The sequence below is a fragment of the Citrobacter sp. CF971 genome (assembly GCF_006385635.1).
In the GTDB taxonomy this organism is placed as follows: domain Bacteria; phylum Pseudomonadota; class Gammaproteobacteria; order Enterobacterales; family Enterobacteriaceae; genus Citrobacter; species Citrobacter freundii.
This window is the reverse complement of record NZ_CP041051.1, coordinates 4,592,999-4,611,002: the sequence shown is the minus strand read 5'-3', so window position 1 is coordinate 4,611,002 and position 18,004 is coordinate 4,592,999. Positions and strand designations below refer to the sequence as shown.

The 18,004-nt window shown below is 52.7% G+C and carries 18 protein-coding genes and 2 pseudogenes; 10 read left to right on the top strand and 10 right to left on the bottom strand.

Features of this window, described 5'->3' with window-relative positions; genetic code table 11:
• The first annotated feature begins 47 nt into the window (after positions 1 to 47).
• Genes ugpA through ugpQ form a run of 4 tightly spaced genes read left to right on the top strand, consistent with a single transcriptional unit; the run spans position 48 to position 3,590 of the window.
• On the top strand, positions 48 to 935 hold the full coding sequence (gene ugpA, locus E6P06_RS25875; protein WP_003837841.1) for a sn-glycerol-3-phosphate ABC transporter permease UgpA: 888 nt from the start codon (positions 48 to 50) through the stop codon (positions 933 to 935).
• Positions 932 to 1,777: a sn-glycerol-3-phosphate ABC transporter permease UgpE gene (gene ugpE / locus E6P06_RS25870; protein WP_003023450.1), complete on the top strand. Its 846-nt coding sequence runs from the start codon at positions 932 to 934 to the stop codon at positions 1,775 to 1,777. Before ugpA ends, ugpE begins: the two co-directional genes overlap by 4 nt.
• A 2-nt stretch (positions 1,778 to 1,779) precedes the next feature.
• The gene (locus tag E6P06_RS25865) at positions 1,780 to 2,850 is read left to right on the top strand and encodes a sn-glycerol-3-phosphate import ATP-binding protein UgpC (RefSeq protein WP_003023452.1); all 1,071 of its coding nucleotides are present in this window, start codon (positions 1,780 to 1,782) and stop codon (positions 2,848 to 2,850) included.
• Positions 2,847 to 3,590, top strand: a complete 744-nt coding sequence (gene ugpQ / locus E6P06_RS25860; RefSeq protein WP_049003511.1) for a glycerophosphodiester phosphodiesterase — start codon at positions 2,847 to 2,849, stop codon at positions 3,588 to 3,590. The genes E6P06_RS25865 and ugpQ overlap by 4 nt, the downstream gene beginning before the upstream one ends.
• Here ugpQ and E6P06_RS25855 read toward each other — a convergent pair.
• A complete protein-coding gene (locus E6P06_RS25855; protein WP_003023456.1) occupies positions 3,587 to 4,027 on the bottom strand; it encodes a DUF2756 family protein in 441 nt (146 codons plus the stop codon). The two genes, ugpQ and E6P06_RS25855, sit on opposite strands and share 4 nt — an antisense overlap.
• Before the next feature lie 118 nt (positions 4,028 to 4,145).
• Between E6P06_RS25855 and ggt the strand changes: the two genes are divergently transcribed.
• On the top strand, positions 4,146 to 5,891 hold the full coding sequence (gene ggt / locus E6P06_RS25850) for a gamma-glutamyltransferase (RefSeq protein ID WP_048218792.1): 1,746 nt from the start codon (positions 4,146 to 4,148) through the stop codon (positions 5,889 to 5,891).
• Positions 5,892 to 5,952: 61 nt separating this feature from the next.
• Here ggt and E6P06_RS25845 read toward each other — a convergent pair whose 3' ends face one another.
• The 7 genes and pseudogenes from E6P06_RS25845 to E6P06_RS28100 form a co-directional block, all read right to left on the bottom strand.
• Positions 5,953 to 6,189 (bottom strand): hypothetical protein, encoded by a 237-nt coding sequence (locus E6P06_RS25845; protein ID WP_044713905.1) that lies wholly within the window; start codon positions 6,187 to 6,189, stop codon positions 5,953 to 5,955.
• Positions 6,179 to 6,979: pseudogene (locus tag E6P06_RS25840) on the bottom strand (type VI secretion system tube protein Hcp); the annotation flags it as partial. The pseudogene E6P06_RS25840 and the gene E6P06_RS25845, both read right to left, overlap by 11 nt.
• A 52-nt stretch (positions 6,980 to 7,031) precedes the next feature.
• Positions 7,032 to 8,239, bottom strand: a protein-coding gene (locus E6P06_RS25835) for an IS3 family transposase (protein WP_089617520.1) whose coding sequence is annotated in 2 segments (ribosomal slippage) — positions 7,032 to 7,918 and positions 7,918 to 8,239 — 1,209 coding nt in all. Because the reading frame shifts where the segments join, the coding sequence is not laid out codon by codon here.
• A 97-nt stretch (positions 8,240 to 8,336) separates the two neighbouring features.
• Positions 8,337 to 8,678: pseudogene (gene tssD, locus E6P06_RS25830) on the bottom strand (type VI secretion system tube protein TssD); the annotation flags it as partial.
• Between the two features lie 272 nt (positions 8,679 to 8,950).
• The gene (locus tag E6P06_RS25825) at positions 8,951 to 9,835 is read right to left on the bottom strand and encodes a hypothetical protein (protein WP_032937247.1); all 885 of its coding nucleotides are present in this window, start codon (positions 9,833 to 9,835) and stop codon (positions 8,951 to 8,953) included.
• 46 nt (positions 9,836 to 9,881) lie between these two features.
• The gene (gene yhhY / locus E6P06_RS25820; protein WP_003023469.1) at positions 9,882 to 10,370 is read right to left on the bottom strand and encodes an N-acetyltransferase; all 489 of its coding nucleotides are present in this window, start codon (positions 10,368 to 10,370) and stop codon (positions 9,882 to 9,884) included.
• Positions 10,371 to 10,597: 227 nt separating this feature from the next.
• Positions 10,598 to 10,729: a hypothetical protein gene (locus E6P06_RS28100; protein ID WP_256258890.1), complete on the bottom strand. Its 132-nt coding sequence runs from the start codon at positions 10,727 to 10,729 to the stop codon at positions 10,598 to 10,600.
• 58 nt (positions 10,730 to 10,787) lie between these two features.
• Here E6P06_RS28100 and E6P06_RS25815 point away from each other — a divergent pair, with 58 nt between their 5' ends.
• From E6P06_RS25815 to gntU, 5 genes are all read left to right on the top strand, one after another.
• On the top strand, positions 10,788 to 11,825 hold the full coding sequence (locus E6P06_RS25815) for an oxidoreductase (protein ID WP_139935837.1): 1,038 nt from the start codon (positions 10,788 to 10,790) through the stop codon (positions 11,823 to 11,825).
• A gap of 123 nt (positions 11,826 to 11,948) precedes the next feature.
• Positions 11,949 to 12,644 (top strand): quercetin 2,3-dioxygenase, encoded by a 696-nt coding sequence (gene yhhW, locus E6P06_RS25810; RefSeq protein ID WP_003023472.1) that lies wholly within the window; start codon positions 11,949 to 11,951, stop codon positions 12,642 to 12,644.
• A gap of 129 nt (positions 12,645 to 12,773) precedes the next feature.
• Positions 12,774 to 13,769, top strand: coding sequence for a gluconate operon transcriptional repressor GntR (gene gntR, locus E6P06_RS25805; RefSeq protein WP_003023473.1), 996 nt, complete (start codon positions 12,774 to 12,776; stop codon positions 13,767 to 13,769).
• Positions 13,770 to 13,910: 141 nt separating this feature from the next.
• On the top strand, positions 13,911 to 14,441 hold the full coding sequence (gene gntK / locus E6P06_RS25800) for a gluconokinase (RefSeq protein ID WP_003023475.1): 531 nt from the start codon (positions 13,911 to 13,913) through the stop codon (positions 14,439 to 14,441).
• Positions 14,441 to 15,781 (top strand): gluconate transporter, encoded by a 1,341-nt coding sequence (gntU, locus tag E6P06_RS25795; RefSeq protein WP_003023477.1) that lies wholly within the window; start codon positions 14,441 to 14,443, stop codon positions 15,779 to 15,781. Before gntK ends, gntU begins: the two co-directional genes overlap by 1 nt.
• Positions 15,782 to 15,876: 95 nt before the next feature.
• On the opposite strand, the gene E6P06_RS25790 is transcribed toward gntU, so the two are convergent.
• Both E6P06_RS25790 and yhgN read right to left on the bottom strand, forming a co-directional pair.
• On the bottom strand, positions 15,877 to 16,323 hold the full coding sequence (locus E6P06_RS25790; RefSeq protein ID WP_139935836.1) for a hypothetical protein: 447 nt from the start codon (positions 16,321 to 16,323) through the stop codon (positions 15,877 to 15,879).
• 1,027 nt (positions 16,324 to 17,350) lie between these two features.
• Positions 17,351 to 17,944: an NAAT family transporter YhgN gene (gene yhgN / locus E6P06_RS25775; protein ID WP_003023480.1), complete on the bottom strand. Its 594-nt coding sequence runs from the start codon at positions 17,942 to 17,944 to the stop codon at positions 17,351 to 17,353.
• Positions 17,945 to 18,004: the final 60 nt, after the last annotated feature.

The window sequence follows — 18,004 nt, the reverse complement described above, 5'->3', positions numbered from 1 at the left end:
CCGGATAAGCGTAGCGCCATCCGGCGCTGTTCAGGAATCAAACTTCCATGTCTTCATCTCGTCCGGTGTTCCGTTCGCGCTGGCTTCCCTATTTACTGGTGGCTCCGCAGCTGGTTATCACCGTTATTTTCTTTATCTGGCCTGCCGGTGAAGCGCTGTGGTACTCGCTACAATCCGTTGATCCGTTTGGTCTTTCCAGCCAGTTTGTCGGACTGGAAAACTTTGTCGCGCTGTTTCATGATCCGTACTACCTCGACTCATTCTGGACCACCATTAAGTTCAGTACGTTAGTCACGGTAAGCGGTCTGCTGGTGTCGTTATTTTTTGCGGCGTTGGTGAATTACGTGGTGCGCGGCAGCCGTTTTTACCAAACGCTAATGCTGTTGCCTTACGCCGTTGCGCCCGCCGTTGCCGCCGTATTGTGGATCTTCCTGTTTAACCCAGGGCGCGGGCTGATTACCCATTTTCTCGGTGAGTTTGGCTATGACTGGAACCATGCGCAAAACAGTGGTCAGGCAATGTTCCTGGTGGTGTTCGCGTCGGTCTGGAAGCAGATTAGTTACAACTTCCTGTTCTTCTTTGCCGCACTGCAGTCTATTCCTCGCTCGCTGATCGAAGCCGCCGCGATTGACGGTGCGGGGCCGGTTCGCCGCTTCTTTAAACTGGCGCTGCCGCTCATTGCCCCGGTGAGCTTCTTCCTGCTGGTGGTGAATCTGGTGTATGCCTTCTTTGACACCTTCCCGGTGATTGATGCTGCCACTGCAGGCGGGCCGGTACAGGCGACCACGACGCTGATTTATAAGATCTATCGCGAAGGTTTTGTCGGGCTGGATCTGGCTTCTTCCGCTGCACAATCGGTGGTGCTGATGTTCCTGGTCATTATTTTGACGGTGGTGCAGTTCCGCTATGTGGAAAGTAAGGTGCGTTACCAATGATTGAGAACCGTCGTGGGCTGACAATATTCAGCCATGCCATGTTGATTATGGGGATCATGGTGATCCTGTTTCCGTTGTACGTCGCGTTTGTCGCGGCGACGCTGGACAACAAAGCGGTGTTTGAGACGCCGATGACGCTGGTTCCCGGCACACAGCTGCTGGAAAACATGAAATACATCTGGGTCAACGGCGTGGGCGTTAACAGCGCGCCGTTCTGGCTGATGATGCTCAACAGTTTCATCATGGCGTTCAGCATTACGGTAGGAAAAATTACCGTCTCTATGCTTTCCGCATTCGCCATCGTCTGGTTTCGCTTTCCGCTGCGCAACCTGTTCTTCTGGATGATTTTTATCACCCTGATGCTACCGGTTGAGGTGCGTATTTTCCCGACGGTAGAAGTGATCGCCAACCTGAAGATGCTCGACAGCTATGCGGGTCTGACGCTGCCGTTGATGGCATCTGCGACAGCGACTTTCCTGTTCCGTCAGTTCTTTATGACCCTGCCGGATGAACTGGTTGAGGCGGCGCGTATTGACGGTGCGTCACCAATGCGTTTTTTCCGCGATATCGTACTACCGCTGTCAAAAACCAATCTGGCGGCGCTGTTCGTTATTACCTTTATCTACGGCTGGAACCAGTATCTGTGGCCGTTGTTAATTATTACCGACGTCAATTTGGGCACTGCGGTGGCAGGTATCAAAGGCATGATTGCCACCGGTGAAGGCACCACGCAGTGGAACCAGGTAATGGCCGCCATGCTGCTGACGCTCATCCCTCCGGTAATCATCGTGTTAGCCATGCAGCGCGCGTTTGTGCGTGGTTTAGTGGACAGTGAGAAATAAAAATGGCTGGTTTAAAACTACAGGCAGTAACCAAAAGCTGGGACGGTAAAACCCAGGTGATTAAACCGCTGACGCTGGACGTCGCGGACGGGGAATTTATTGTGATGGTTGGACCATCCGGTTGCGGTAAGTCTACGCTGCTGCGGATGGTGGCCGGGCTTGAACGGGTAAGCGGCGGCGATATCTGGATTGATAATAAACGCGTCACCGAGATGGAGCCGAAGGATCGCGGCATTGCGATGGTCTTTCAAAACTATGCTCTCTACCCGCATATGAGCGTGGAAGAAAACATGGCCTGGGGGCTGAAAATCCGCGGGATGGGCAAGGAACACATTGCTGAGCGGGTAAATGAGGCGGCGCGTATTCTCGAGCTAGGTGAGCTGCTCAAACGTCGTCCGCGCGAACTTTCCGGCGGCCAGCGCCAGCGCGTAGCGATGGGACGAGCGATTGTACGTGACCCGGCGGTATTCCTGTTCGATGAGCCGCTTTCTAACCTTGATGCCAAGCTGCGCGTACAGATGCGTCTGGAGTTACAACATTTGCATCGCCGACTGAAAACCACCTCGCTGTACGTGACGCACGATCAGGTTGAAGCGATGACCCTCGCCCAACGGGTAATGGTAATGAACAAAGGTATTGCCGAGCAAATCGGCACCCCAGTTGAGGTGTATGAAAAACCCGCCAGCCGCTTTGTGGCGAGCTTTATCGGCAGCCCGGCGATGAATCTGCTCGATGGGCGCATCAGCGCTACGGGTACCCATTTTGAGTTGGAGGGCGGCATGACGTTGCCCATTGGCAGAAGCGCCAGGGAGTGTATTGGGCGTAACATGACGCTGGGTATCCGCCCGGAGCATATTGCGCTAAGCTCGCAGGCCGAAGGCGGCGTGCCGCTGGTCGTCGACACGCTGGAAATGCTGGGTGCGGATAATCTGGCACATGGACGTTGGGGTGAGCAAAAGCTGGTGGTGCGACTGGCGCATCAGCATCGCCCGACGGCAGGCAGTACGCTGTGGCTGCATCTGCCAGAACATCATCTGCATCTTTTTGATGGCGAAACAGGACAACGCGTATGAATAACTGGCCTTACCCCCATATTGTCGCCCATCGCGGCGGCGGTAAGTTAGCCCCGGAAAACACCCTGGCGGCAATCGACATGGGGGCGCAATATGGGCATACCATGATCGAGTTTGACGCTAAATTGTCGAAAGACGGTGAGATCTTCTTACTGCATGACGACAACCTGGAACGCACCAGCAACGGCTGGGGCGTGGCTGGCGAATTGAACTGGCAGGATCTATTGCGTGTTGACGCCGGCAGCTGGTTTAGCGGTGAGTTTAAAGGCGAACCGTTGCCGCTGCTCTCGCAAGTTGCTGAGCGCTGTCGCCAGCACGGCATGATGGCAAATATTGAGATCAAACCCACCACCGGGACGGGGGCGCTCACCGGGAAGGTCGTGGCGCTGGCCGCACGTGAACTGTGGGCGGGAATGACGCCACCACTGTTGTCATCCTTTGAAATTGATGCGCTAGAAGCGGCGCAGCAGGCGGTGCCTGAACTGCCGAGAGGTTTGCTGCTGGATGAATGGCGCGAGGACTGGCGTGAGCTGACCACGCGGCTTGGCTGCGTCTCTATTCATCTTAATCATAAGCTGCTGGATGAGGCGCGCGTGGATGCGCTGCGCGATGCTGGGCTACGTATACTGGTTTATACCGTAAACCGACCCCAGCGCGCGGCAGAACTGCTGCGCTGGGGCGTAGACAGCATCTGTACCGATGCCATTGATACCATTGGTCCGGATTTCCAGCCCAGTTAAGGCCCAATCGTTTTTAACGGAACGTTAGGTTGCGGCGTGCTGGAGGGCTTCAGCATGTCGCCGTTCTTTTTCTCCGACAGCATATGTTGCTTATTGAGCGAGCTGTCCGGATTACGGGTTCCACTCAACATCCCACCGTTACTGTTAGGCAGCATTTGCTGCTGTCCAGGATTCAACTCGCCCGGCTGAGACTGCAGCACGCGCTGGGTGTTCGTGTTGATTTGGTTTTCCATATGCTGTTGCTGCATGCGCGTCTGCGTTTGCAACTGCTGGTTGAGCATCCCTTTCTGCTGAATCTGCTGTGATTGCATTTGGGTTTGCATACGCTGCTGGCTCGGGATCTGATAACCGGGTTGATTCGGGTTATTCATGGTGTTGATGGGCTGTGCAAAGCCTGCAAACGGCAAGAGCATGGCTAAAAGTAAGAGTCGTTTCATCGCTTTTCTCCTCTCGGGGATCGTTTAAGTTTACTCCTTTCTCGCCGTTACGATGATTATTTCAGAGTTATGCACCAGGCTTAGTGGGGGCCGACCCCCGTACATCTGGAGAATAACGATGATAAAACCGACGTTTTTACGCCGGGTAGCCATTGCTGCTCTGCTCTCAGGAAGTTGTTTTAGCGTTGCTGCCGCGCCGGCTGCGCCACCGCCGGTATCCTACGGTGTAGAGGAAGATGTGTTCCATCCCGTTCGCGCGCAACAGGGGATGGTGGCTTCCGTAGATGCATTAGCCACCCAGGTTGGGGTGGATATTCTGAAACAGGGCGGAAATGCCGTTGATGCCGCTGTAGCCGTTGGCTACGCGCTGGCGGTGACGCATCCGCAGGCGGGCAATCTGGGCGGTGGCGGGTTTATGCTGCTGCGTACCAAAGACGGTAACACCACGGCGATCGATTTTCGTGAAATGGCTCCCGCTGGCGCGACCCGCGACATGTTCCTCGATGAACAGGGCAACGCCGATGCGAAAAAGTCACTAACGTCGCATCTGGCATCCGGTACGCCGGGTACCGTGGCGGGTTTCTCGTTGGCGCTGGAGAAATACGGCACGATGCCGCTGAACAAAGTCGTGCGCCCGGCAATGAAGCTAGCGGAAGAAGGCTTTGTGGTTAACGACGCGCTGGCAGACGATCTGAAAACCTATGGCAGCGAAGTGCTCCCTAATCACGAGAACAGCAAAGCCATTTTCTGGAAAGACGGCGAGCCGCTGAAAAAGGGTGACAAGCTGGTGCAAACGAACCTGGCGAAAAGCCTGGAGATGATTGCCGAGAACGGTCCGGATGCGTTTTATAAAGGGGCAATTGCCGATCAGATTGCGGAGGAAATGCAGAAAAACGGCGGGTTGATGACCAAAGAGGATTTAGCCAGCTATAAAGCCGTGGAGCGTACGCCGATTAGCGGCGACTATCGCGGATATCAGGTCTTCTCCATGCCACCGCCGTCCTCTGGCGGTATTCACATTGTGCAGATCCTCAATATTCTCGAAAACTTCGATATGAAGAAGTACGGGTTTGGCAGCGCTGATGCCATGCAGGTAATGGCTGAAGCGGAGAAATATGCCTACGCCGACCGCTCGGAGTATCTGGGCGACCCGGATTTTGTGAAAGTACCGTGGCAGGCGCTGACCAATAAAGCCTATGCCAAATCGCTCGCCGATCAGATTGATATCAACAAAGCCAAGCCTTCCAGCCAGATCAAGCCCGGCAAGCTCGCGCCGTATGAAAGTAACCAAACCACCCACTTCTCGGTGGTGGATAAAGACGGCAATGCCGTGGCGGTGACGTATACACTGAACACCACCTTCGGCACCGGGATTGTGGCGGGTAACACCGGCATTCTGCTTAATAACGAAATGGACGATTTCTCCGCCAAACCGGGCGTGCCGAACGTTTATGGGCTGGTGGGTGGCGATGCTAACGCGGTTGGGCCGAAGAAGCGTCCGCTGTCATCAATGTCGCCGACTATCGTGGTAAAAGACGGGAAAACCTGGCTGGTTACCGGCAGCCCTGGCGGGAGCCGAATCATCACCACCGTGCTGCAAATGGTAGTCAACAGCATTGATTTTGGAATGAACGTCGCCGAAGCGACCAACGCGCCGCGCTTCCATCATCAGTGGTTGCCCGATGAACTGCGCGTTGAGAAAGGGTTTAGCCCGGACACCATTAAGCTGCTGGAGCAGAAAGGGCAGAAAGTCGCACTGAAGGAAGCGATGGGCAGCACGCAGAGCATTATGGTAGGACCGGATGGCGCACTGTATGGCGCATCCGACCCGCGTTCCGTGGATGATTTAACGGCGGGATACTGATTTGAGAGGCCCTCTTCGGTGGAAGAGGGCTTGCTGTTTCTGCGCTGAGCCTCGATCAGAGTTATTTTTTCAGTAGCTTGTATCCTTGCTCTGAAACGCGGTAGTAAGGCATGGATTTATGTCCGCTATCTTCAATATTTACCAATCCCTCACTGGCCAATTTATTGACAATATTAACAACATTGCTGAAACCAGGTATTCCTTTAAAGGACAGTGCGCGATCCAGATTCATCCAGTTCCAGTTAATATCTTTTTCAGCCATAACTTTCAGTACGTTAAGTTCAATTTCAGTTATCATAGTTAAGTGCGTCCGGGTGGAATAAATCGTCAAGCGATCCTTTAAGTTTATAATCTTCTAGCGTGGCTGTGTGGGCATGATTCCAAAGGTCATATCCTGCATCACCGTCAGGCTGCCCAGTTTCCCAGCCTAAATTACAATAGCGTTGATACTCTCGACATTCATGAGTGTAGTAATTTAGATCTACCTGCTCTGGTGGCATTTTACCCTTTTCTATGTCTTTAAGCCTGCTAATCATAACGTCATTTGCAGGGTCGTGAATAAATCTGGAAATATGTTTTTCAACTGTAGTAATGCCTTCTTTGTTAATGTTAACACCACCAGTTGTCAGGTTCTCTATTGGCCCCCCTGCAAGCTCGGGATTGAATGTTCGTCCTGATACGGCTCCCCTAGCTCCAAAATGCTCCAGTTCTTCTAATTCAGGAAATTTCATTCTGCCCATGGTTAATCCAGCAACTACTGAAGCGCCAAGAATGAGTAATCCTTTGTTATCCATGACCTGCTCGTAACCCGCAGGCGCATCGCCTCCCAGCTTCTCCGCCGTTTCCCTAAAGCCGTCGATATTCCCGTTGTAGATCCCTCCGGCGGCAAGCAGTCTGCCAATCCCTTTGCTGTTTAACGTTTTGAGGCCGTTGTTTGCGGGAGTTTTTGGAGGGGGGATAAACAGGCGGTTGTAATTCTCGGGAAACGCCAGGTAACTGAACTCAGTGTTGGCAATAAGATGTTTGCAGAGGATATATTCATAGCTGATGGTTATTGTTTCTGTATCTAAACTATTTTCACTGAACTGCTGCTGAATACCGGATGATCTTGACCCTCCATCTCCGAACAGCTTTTGTATCTTAAGTTAACGATGTCCGCTGCCGCCGGTATTCCCTCGGGGAGTGATATCCCAGCGCGCTGTGCGGGTGGTTTTCATTGTAATGCGTGAACGCTACTGCAAGGTTTCGCAGTGCTGTTCTCACATCCGGTTTTGGCATGAACGCGATATAGTCTTCTTTCATCGTTTTCACGAACCGTTCGGCCATGCCATTACTCTGCGGGCTGCTCACCGCTGTTGTGCAGGGCTCCAGATTCAGCTCTCTCGCGAACCTCCGCGTTTCATACGCGGTATACGCTGAACCGTTATCCGTCAGCCACTGCACCGCTGTGTCGGGCAACCTGTCGCCGAAGCGCTTTTCCACCGACCTCAGCATCACATCCTGCACGGTCGAACTGTCATAGCCTCCCGTGCTTGCTGCCCAGTCTATGGCCTCACGGTCGCAGCAGTCCAGCGCGAACGTTACCCGCAGTTTTTCGCCGTTGTCGCAGCCGAACTCGAAGCCATCTGAACACCAGCGCATATCGCTTTCTGCCACCGCTATCTTGCCCTTATGTTCACGCTTCGGTCGCTCTGGTTTGTGATGCAACAACAACAGGTTATGCTCGCTCATTATCCTGTAAAGCCGTTTGGCATTCACAGGTGGCTGTCCCTCTGTGCGACGTTGCTTGCGCAGGATGCCCCACACGCGTCGATAACCATAACTCGGCATATCGCTGATAATGTTGAGGATAGCCGACAGTATTTCTGCGTCTGCTTCTTCATTACGCCGGTTACAGCGCCTGTCCTGCCAGTCGGCAGAACGGTTAATCCGCAGTGACAGTTGCGCACGCGACACGCCCATGGTCCGGCTGACCATGGCTATTCCCCGTCCTTTGGCAACAAGGGCGCGTGCGCTATCCATTTTCGCGACTGACCGTACTCCACGGCTTCTTTCAGGATCTCAACTTCCATCGTTTTCTTGCCCAGAAGGCGCTGAAGCTCCCGGACCTGCTTCAGAGCAGCAGTAAGCTCAGAAGCAGGAACGACTTCCTCTCCAGCCGCAACGGCGGTGAGGCTGCCTTCCTGATATTGCTTCTTCCACTTAAACAGCAGGCTGGGCTGGATACCATGCAGGCGGGCGACATGGGAGACATTCATACCCGGCTCCATCGTCTGCTGGATAATGGCGATCTTCTCCTGAGGAGTTTTACGTTTACGGACTTCTTGCCCTAACAGGATCCCGGTCATCTCAAAATTGGCGTTAGTGTTAGACATATATTCAAGCCTATCTCTTATCTGGAGATACAGCTACTGTCCGGTGTTTCAGGGGGCTACATCACTGCTGAATACCGGATAAGAATGCTCCTCGTAGTTGAATATAATAATATTTCTCCCATCTACCGAATCTATTGATGCGGTAGAAATAAAACTCCATATACAATTGCTCGTTGTTGTTAATCGCATTAATAAACAACGGCGTGCTTTTATCGATCAGCTTACAAAAGCGTAGTCCGTGCAACTGAGAGCCTTTGCCGGTACTGGTTATACTATTAGCGAGCGAAAAGGCAAAGATTTCGTCCTCGTGTCCGATTTGCCAGCGATTACCCACAGATGCAAGGGTTCCACATCCGTCAGAAATGGCGCCTTGTTGCTGCCCTGAAACCATCAGATAGACGATATCACTCATGATATCCTTATCCTTTATTATGTGTTATTGTAAAACGGAGGTTTTTATTCTTCCATTTTTAATTACGCTTTTTGATGGTGTTCGTATATAGCAGAAACAAAACGTTTCATTTTAATTGGATTTTTTTTGAGGGTAATCTGAATATAAATAATGTGTGGGGCAAGTGTTTGTATATTTAATAACTGTGAATTATTAATTGAATATGTGTTGATATTTTTTATTCCATATTGATGGCCTGCATCGTTCTGAACGTTGCAGGCCTTATTCGTCCGTTAAGGAACATACTGTTGCAGTGATTCAGACCAGTGAAATATTTGGCTGCTTTTATCCTGCAGGTTCACGACCTCTAAATCATAAAATCCCTGCGTCTTTGCCGACCGCAATTTCAGGATGTACTTACTCTCGCTGATGTCGTGCTGCCTTGTGCCGTCTTTATTCCAGTCTCCGGCGATATCCGAATAGTAATAAACAAGGTCAGAAAACACATTGATTATCTTGCTGTCTTTGATGGTGTAGAGTTCCAGCACTTCATAAAACGCCCCGCCGCCGGAGTAGGCATCGGAGTAGCCACCGCGCACCCCGAACGCCAGAGTATCGGGAGCGATCCGGTACGGTGCCAGATCCAATTTTGTATAATAAGCCAGCGGTCTGACGGACTCATCATCGCTCTCTTTCTCGGCAGCTTTATTCCACGCTGAGATCTGGTTTAATGGTTTTTCCGAGCGGGCAATCGGCTGCAGCTGTTGGTTCTGCCAGGAGAAAACGCCGAGATATAATTTATTGGCGCGTCCGTTGTTGTAGTTTTCCGGACAGGTGTTATCCGCGTACTTTTTTGCCTGCCCGGCATCGGCCTGATTGTCAGCAAAACAGGCAATGCCAATATATTTACCCTCTTTTCCCCAGGCTTTGGCGCCGGTGAGGATCAGATTATTAGGATTTTCGTTCGGCGCAACCCAGCCAATCCACTGGTTCTCTGATAATCCCTGTGGAAGTTCACCAAATCCTTTCGCAGGTGTTGCCCCTGCCATTTGCTCAGCAAAAATCTGTTTACCTTCAGTATGTTGAATAACGCCGGGTACGGCATCGAGATTTTGTACGGTAGTGGCAAAAGCTGGGGAGAGCGAGGCCAGTAAAACCAGGGGAACAAACTTTTTCACTATTGCGTCCTTTCAATAAGCAGGGCGATAAGACTCGCCCTTAAATTTATTTCACGCGTGCCATAAAATATGCATCCACGTACTCGCCGTTGCGCAGGCCGTATTTCTTACCTGTCCCTTCGATCTCAAAGCCATGCTTTTTATAGACCGCAACCGCAGGTTCGTTATCCACAAACACTGTTAACTCGATACGGTCGACGCGCAGCCAGTTGTCGCACATGTCGATCATCGTACGGAGAAGCGCGCTGGCAACGCCGCGATTCTGCCAGCGGGCATCAACGCAGATACCAAAATCGGCCACGTGGCTGCGGCGCGGGCGCTGCGCGACCTCAATACAGAGATGTCCGACGACGATATCGTCAATGCACGCGACCAGTTGTTTGATTCCGACCCGTTCGGTTAGTCGCTCTTGCCACATCTCCATGGAAGGATGAGGAACCTGTAGCGTGTTGTGATACACCTCTGGCTGGGCATGGATCTGACGAATTGCGTCGTAATCTTTCGGTTCAGCGTGGCGTATCACTATCTCACTCATTCCTTATCTCCTTCAGGGTTAATTGAGTCTTTACCCTCGCTGAGAAAGAAAATTCCGTCAACTGCATTTTTTTGCAAAAAGAAGTAGACAAGTGCGAATGAGAATGATTATTATTGCTCTGCGTTCAGGGGAACCCCTACGGAGAACCTGAAAGCACGACATTGCTCACATTGCTTCCAGTATTACTTTAGCCAGCTTTTGCTGGCTTTTTTTTTTGGGGTTTTGTTTCAGCCTGGCTTACTTGTCATTTTGTCCCCGGGATGATGCCGGATGGCGCTTGCGCTTATCCGGCCTACGGCTGAGACCTGGGTTTTGTAGGCCGGATAAGGCAACGCCGCAACCGGCAAAGAATCCAACATTCAGTCTCCAGCCGCTTTGCGCTATGGTGTAGACAATCACCTTCAAAAGGACTGTCTCATGACCTTACACTGCGCATTTATTGGTTTTGGTAAAAGTACCACTCGCTACCATTTGCCGTACGTCCTCAACCGCAAGAATAGCTGGCATGTCGCGCATATTTTCCGCCGTAACGCCAGGCCGGAAGAGCAGGCCCCGCAGTATTCACATATTCACTTCACCAGCGACCTCGACGAGATCTTAAACGATCCGCAGGTGAAGCTGGTGATCGTCTGCACCCACGCGGATAGCCACTTTGAATATGCGAAGCGCGCGCTGGAAGCGGGTAAAAGCGTGCTGGTGGAGAAACCGTTCACGCCGACGCTGGCAGAAGCAAAAGTGCTGTTCGACCTGGCGAGGAGTAAGGGGCTGACCGTTACGCCGTATCAGAATCGTCGTTTTGATTCCTGCTTCCTTACCGCCAAAAAGGCGATTGAGAGCGGCAAGCTCGGCGAAATTGTTGAGGTTGAAAGCCATTTCGATTACTACCGTCCCGAGGCGGAAACTAAGCCGGGACTGCCGCAGGACGGCGCATTTTATGGCCTGGGCGTACACACCATGGATCAGATTATCTCGCTGTTCGGACGCCCCGATCATGTGGCCTATGACATCCGCAGCCTGCGTAATAAAGCGAACCCGGACGATACCTTTGAAGCGCAGCTGTTTTACGGCGACCTGAAAGCCATTGTTAAAACCAGTCATCTGGTGAAAATCGACTATCCGAAGTTTATCGTCCATGGCACCAAAGGCTCGTTTGTGAAGTACGGCATCGACCAGCAGGAAACCAGTCTGAAGGCCAATATCATGCCGGGTGAGCCAGGTTTCGCTGCTGATGATTCCATCGGAATGCTGGAGTATGTCAACGATGACGGCATCACAGTAAAAGAAGAGGTGAAGCCGGAGGTGGGGGATTACGGTCGCGTCTATGATGCGCTGTACCAGACGCTGACCGCCGGTACGCCTAATTACGTCAAGGAATCTGAAGTTCTAACCAACCTGGAGATCCTCGAACGCGCCTTCGAACAGGCATCTCCGGCGACGATAACCCTCGCCAAATAGCCTGCACAGACTCCTCTGGGTTTATTCATATTTTTTGAACAGAGGAGTCAATTTTCACCCTCTATGATCCCAGGCGGATTGAGTCCACACTTACTCCATCGAAAACATCTGGGGGTGAACACAATGATCTATTTACGCAAAGCTAACGACCGCGGTCATGCGAATCATGGCTGGCTCGATTCCTGGCATACCTTCTCTTTTGCCAACTACTATGACCCGAACTTTATGGGGTTCTCGGCACTGCGCGTGATTAACGATGACGTGATTGACGCAGGCCAGGGCTTTGGCACTCACCCCCATAAAGACATGGAAATCCTGACCTACGTGCTGGAAGGCGCGGTGGAACATCAGGACAGCATGGGCAACAAAGAGCAGGTTCCGGCCGGAGAGTTTCAGATTATGAGCGCCGGGACGGGGATCCGTCACTCGGAGTACAACCCGAGTAATACTGAGAAGCTGCATCTGTATCAGATCTGGATCATGCCGCAGGAAAACGGTATTACGCCGCGCTATGAACAGCGCCGTTTCGATGCCGCTCAGGGTAAACAACTGGTGCTGTCGCCTGATGCCCGCGATGGCTCACTGAAAGTGTACCAGGATATGGAGCTGTACCGTTGGGCGCTGGTCAAAGATGAGCAGTCGGTACATCAGATTGCCGCTGAACGTCGCGTCTGGATCCAGGTCGTTAAAGGCAACGTCACCATTAACGGAACCAAAGCGACCACCAGCGACGGTCTGGCAATCTGGGATGAACAGGCAATTTCTATTCATGCCGACAGCGACAGCGAAGTGTTACTGTTTGATCTGCCGCCTGTCTAACGTGCTGTAACCTGATGTAGGCCGGATAAGACGCGAAAGCGTTGCCATCCGGCTTTTCATCGTTTGTCATTAATTCCGTGCGTCCGTGGTAAACTGGGGGAATCTATCCCTTTTTAACGCTTCAGGACGATGAAAAAGAAAAGACCCGTACTTCAGGATGTAGCCGACCGCGTGGGCGTGACCAAAATGACGGTCAGTCGCTTTTTGCGTAACCCGGAGCAGGTCTCCGTGGCGCTGCGGGGCAAAATTGCCGCTGCACTTGATGAGCTGGGTTATATTCCCAATCGCGCTCCTGATATCCTTTCTAACGCTACCAGCCGCGCTATCGGCGTGTTGTTACCGTCTCTCACTAACCAGGTTTTTGCTGAAGTGTTACGCGGCATTGAGGCCGTCACCGACGCTCATGGTTATCAAACTATGCTCGCGCACTACGGCTATAAGCCCGAAATGGAACAAGAGCGCCTGGAATCGATGCTGTCGTGGAATATCGATGGCCTGATCCTCACCGAACGTAGCCATACGCCTCGTACGCTGAAAATGATTGAGGTCGCCGGTATCCCGGTGGTTGAGCTGATGGACAGCCAGTCTCCGTGCCTGGATATCGCCGTCGGTTTCGACAACTTTGAAGCCGCGCGCCAGATGACTGCCGCTATCATCGCCCGCGGGCACCGTCATGTTGCCTATCTTGGCGCACGTCTTGATGAACGTACTATCATCAAACAGAGGGGCTACGAGCAGGCAATGCGCGATGCCAACCTGGTGCCGTACAGCGTGATGGTGGAACAGTCTTCTTCCTACTCCTCCGGTATTGAACTCATCCGTCAGGCGCGGCGCGAATACCCGCAGCTCGACGGCATTTTCTGTACCAACGATGACCTGGCGGTAGGGGCGGCCTTCGAATGCCAGCGTTTAGGGCTGAAAATCCCGGATGACATGGCGATTGCCGGATTCCACGGTCACGACATCGGACAGGTGATGGAGCCGCGTCTGGCGAGCGTGCTCACGCCGCGTGAACGCATGGGCAGCATTGGTGCTGAACGCCTGCTGGCGCGCATCCGTGGTGAAGCAGTCACACCTAAAATGTTAGATTTAGGTTTCACCTTGTCACCGGGCGGATCTATTTAAGCCAACAAGTTTGAAGTAGCTCACACTTATACACTTCGAGCACGAATGGATATTGCTTCTCTATTTATCCGGCTGGACAATGTTACCGATAACAGTTACCCGTAACAATTTCCAGATTCTTGTACCAGTGGGGGCAACGCTTTGAGCACGACTAATCATGATCACCACGTTTACGTTCTGATGGGCGTATCGGGCAGCGGTAAATCTGCTGTCGCCAGCGAAGTGGCGCATCAACTGCAGGCCGCGTTTCTTGATGGCGATTTTCTCCATCCGCGCAGCAACATCATGAAAATGGCTTCCGGTGAGCCACTCAACGATGATGACCGTAAACCGTGGTTACAGGCGCTGAATGACGCCGCTTTTGCGATGCAGCGTACCAACAAGGTTTCGCTGATCGTCTGTTCCGCTCTGAAAAAAGTCTATCGCGACCAGCTACGCGACGGTAACCCGAACCTCTCTTTCATCTATCTGAAAGGGGATTTTGACGTTATCGAAAGCCGTCTGAAAGCGCGTAAAGGCCACTTCTTCAAAACGCAGATGCTGGTGACCCAGTTTGAAGCGCTGGAAGAACCAGGTGCGAATGAAAACGATGTACTGGTGGTCGATATCGATCAACCACTGGACGGTGTGGTCGCCAGCACCATTGAGGTTATTAACCAGGGCAGTAAGTAGTGAGTACATTAACGCTTGTTTTAACAGCAGTAGGGTCCGTTTTATTACTGCTGTTTTTAGTGATGAAGGCGCGTATGCACGCCTTCCTTGCTTTGATGGTGGTGTCTATTGGTGCAGGTCTCTTTTCCGGTATGCCGCTCGATAAAATCGCCGCGACTATGGAAAAAGGGATGGGAGGCACGCTCGGTTTCCTGGCGATTGTTGTGGCGTTGGGGGCGATGTTCGGCAAGATTTTGCATGAGACCGGCGCAGTCGATCAAATTGCCGTCAAAATGCTGAAATCCTTCGGCCACAGCCGCGCACATTACGCGATTGGCCTGGCCGGGCTTATCTGTGCGCTACCGCTGTTCTTTGAGGTGGCGATTGTGCTGCTGATCAGCGTGGCGTTCTCGATGGCGCGTCACACCGGTACCAACCTGGTTAAATTAGTCATTCCGTTGTTTGCAGGCGTAGCGGCGGCTGCGGCGTTTTTACTGCCGGGGCCAGCTCCGATGTTGCTGGCTTCGCAGATGCACGCTGACTTTGGCTGGATGATCCTGATTGGCCTGTGTGCCGCGATTCCGGGCATGATTATCGCCGGACCACTGTGGGGTAATTTCATCAGCCGTTACGTTGAGCTGAACATTCCTGATGACATTACCGAGCCGCATCTGGGCGAAGGTAAAATGCCGTCCTTCGGCTTTAGCTTGTCGCTGATCCTGCTGCCGCTGGTATTGGTTGGTCTGAAAACCATCGCCGCGCGCTTTGTGCCGGTTGGTTCTTCAACTTACGAATGGTTTGAGTTTATCGGTCACCCGTTTACCGCGATTCTGGTTGCTTGTCTGGTGGCGATTTACGGTCTGGCGATTCGCCAGGGTATGCCAAAAGACAAAGTGATGGAGATCTGCGGTCATGCGCTGCAACCGGCGGGGATTATCCTGCTGGTGATTGGTGCAGGTGGCGTGTTTAAACAAGTGCTGGTTGATTCCGGCGTCGGTCCGGCGCTGGGCGAAGCGTTAACCGGAATGGGTCTGCCGATTGCCATTACCTGCTTCGTGCTGGCGGCAGCGGTGCGTATCATTCAGGGTTCTGCGACCGTGGCGTGCTTAACGGCGGTCGGTCTGGTGATGCCGGTGATTGAACAGCTAAACTTCTCCGGCGCACAGATGGCGGCACTGTCTATTTGTATCGCAGGCGGCTCGATCGTGGTCAGCCACGTTAACGACGCCGGTTTCTGGTTGTTCGGTAAATTTACCGGCGCAACGGAAGCACAAACGTTGAAGACCTGGACGATGATGGAAACCATCCTCGGTACGGTCGGCGCGATTGTCGGTATGATTGCTTTCCAGCTGTTGAGCTGAGTCTTGTTGCCCGGTGGCGCTTGCGCTTACCGGGCCTGGAAACGAGCACACATCCGCATCGTAGGCCGGGTAAGCGCAAGCGCCACCCGGCTTTTTTACAGCACCATCACACCATCCTCTGTTTTCAACCAACGCGGCGCTTTCAGCGTGTCGGCGAAATACCCCACCAAATCCTGCAACAAATCACCCGCTACTCGCTCCATATCATCAGAAAGCGTTTTGCTCATCAGCAAATGTGTCAAAAGCTGGCAGTAACGCCCCATCTGGTCGGGCTCAGGCTCGAAAAGGGGAAAACGGGTCGGTAAGGTTTCTACCGTCAGGCTGGCCTGTAGATGCTGCGGTACAGGCTCCGTTAAGGTCGGTTGTAATAACGCCAGACAGGCCGACAGACGTGCACAAATCGCCAGTTTTTCAACCGGGTCATGGCATTCAACCAGTCCTTCGACAAAACGCCCGCAGTTATCCGCCAGTTCGGTGAAGTCCGTGGCATGGCTAAAGGGCAGGGTAAATAAAGAGTGTGAAAAGAGAGGGGTAGTCGCCATAGGGCAGCCTCCAGTATGTTTTATTTAAACCACCACCGGAGAGGCTAATCTCGCGGGTGGCAGAATCGAGCGGAGTTAGCCTTACCGGTCATACTGGATACCGGCGCGTCTTGCGACGCCCCCGCTCGACCCGCCATTGAGACGAAATCGGTCGCACGACATAGAAGTATATGTCGCCAGTATGATTTTCAGAAGGCTAATTCTGACACCTGATTTTGCAGGTGCAGCGAGAAGATAAGGCTAATTCACGATGCTGACAAGAGGGCATTCCGGAAGGCGCTTCGCAGAAATGAAAATACGTTATATCAGCGACTTAAAAGCATAAGGAATACCTGAAATTACAGCGCAATGCCGTTCAGTTAAGCATGTAGGGTGAACATGTGATTATTGCTCAGGTTTCCGTTCACCTCAGTGGTGTCATTTCTTTGAAGCGCTGATACCCGTGAACGTGCAAGGGAGGCTCACCGCCGCCTCCCTTGCAACCCAGGCTCCCGGCGGGAAAATCGTCGCTGCGCGAGTTATTCGTCTTATTCCGTCTGCCTGTCGGGTCGGGGCCGAGCCTGCATCCATGCAGGCCGTCCCCTCTGCCCGCATCCCTGCGGGCAGCCCCGGTCAGCCGTCAACGCCTCATCGATTTTCAGCCGGACCAGGGTGTCGCTTCAGCGATCTGGCTTTCAGCTATATCCGTTTTGCTGTTCAGAGGTATTCAAGTAAAAGCTCAGGTGGTCAGGTGTGGGCTGGTCCGGCTGAAAATTGCCGACGCGTTTCCGTAAGGCCGGGAGAACCCGCAGGGATGCGGGTTCAGGGCGCGTTTTGCATGGACGCTGCCTCGCGCCCGGCCCGGTAGCCTGGAGGAATAAGTGGAGGGAACCACGAAGTGGCAATTTTCCTGCCGGGAGCCGGGATTGTTAAGGGGGCTGCGTAGCCCCCTTAACACGTTCACTGGTGACGAGATCTCAGAGAAGCAATGAACATAACGTGAACGGAATCGTTCTCTGAAATGCCATGCTCTCCAGCTTCAAAACGGTCACCCCTTCATCCACATCCGTACGCCGTCGAGGAACATCTGGGTGGCCATCATCACCAGAATCAGCCCCATCAGGCGCTCCAGCGCGTTCACCCCTTTCTCCCCCAGCAGACGCAAAAACAGCGACGACTGCAACAGAATCACAAACGTACCGCCCCAGGCGATCAGCAGGGCGATTACCAGATGCCCCATCTGATTAGGATACTGATGCGACAACAGCATTAGTGAAGCCAGGATTGTTGGACCCGCTACCAGCGGGATCGCCAGCGGAACGATAAACGGCTCTTCACCCGCCGGAAGCCCGGTGCTATTCCCGGTGGCGCTGGGGAAAATCATCTTAATGGCGATCAGGAACAAAATGATGCCCCCGGAGATAGAAACGGTTTCCGCGCGCAGGTTAAGAAATGCCAGAATTTTCTCGCCCGCAAACAGGAATATCAGCATCACCAACAGCGCAATGAACAGCTCGCGAATCATAATCGCGCGGCGGCGTTTTGGTTCGGTATGTTTCAATACGGACATGAAAATGGGCAGATTTCCGAGTGGATCCATAATCAGGATCAATAAAACTGCCGCTGAAATGATTTCATTCATAACTCAAATTCCCTGATAATTACCACGGACTTTCTGCTTGCTTGCGCAGCGGGATAAGTC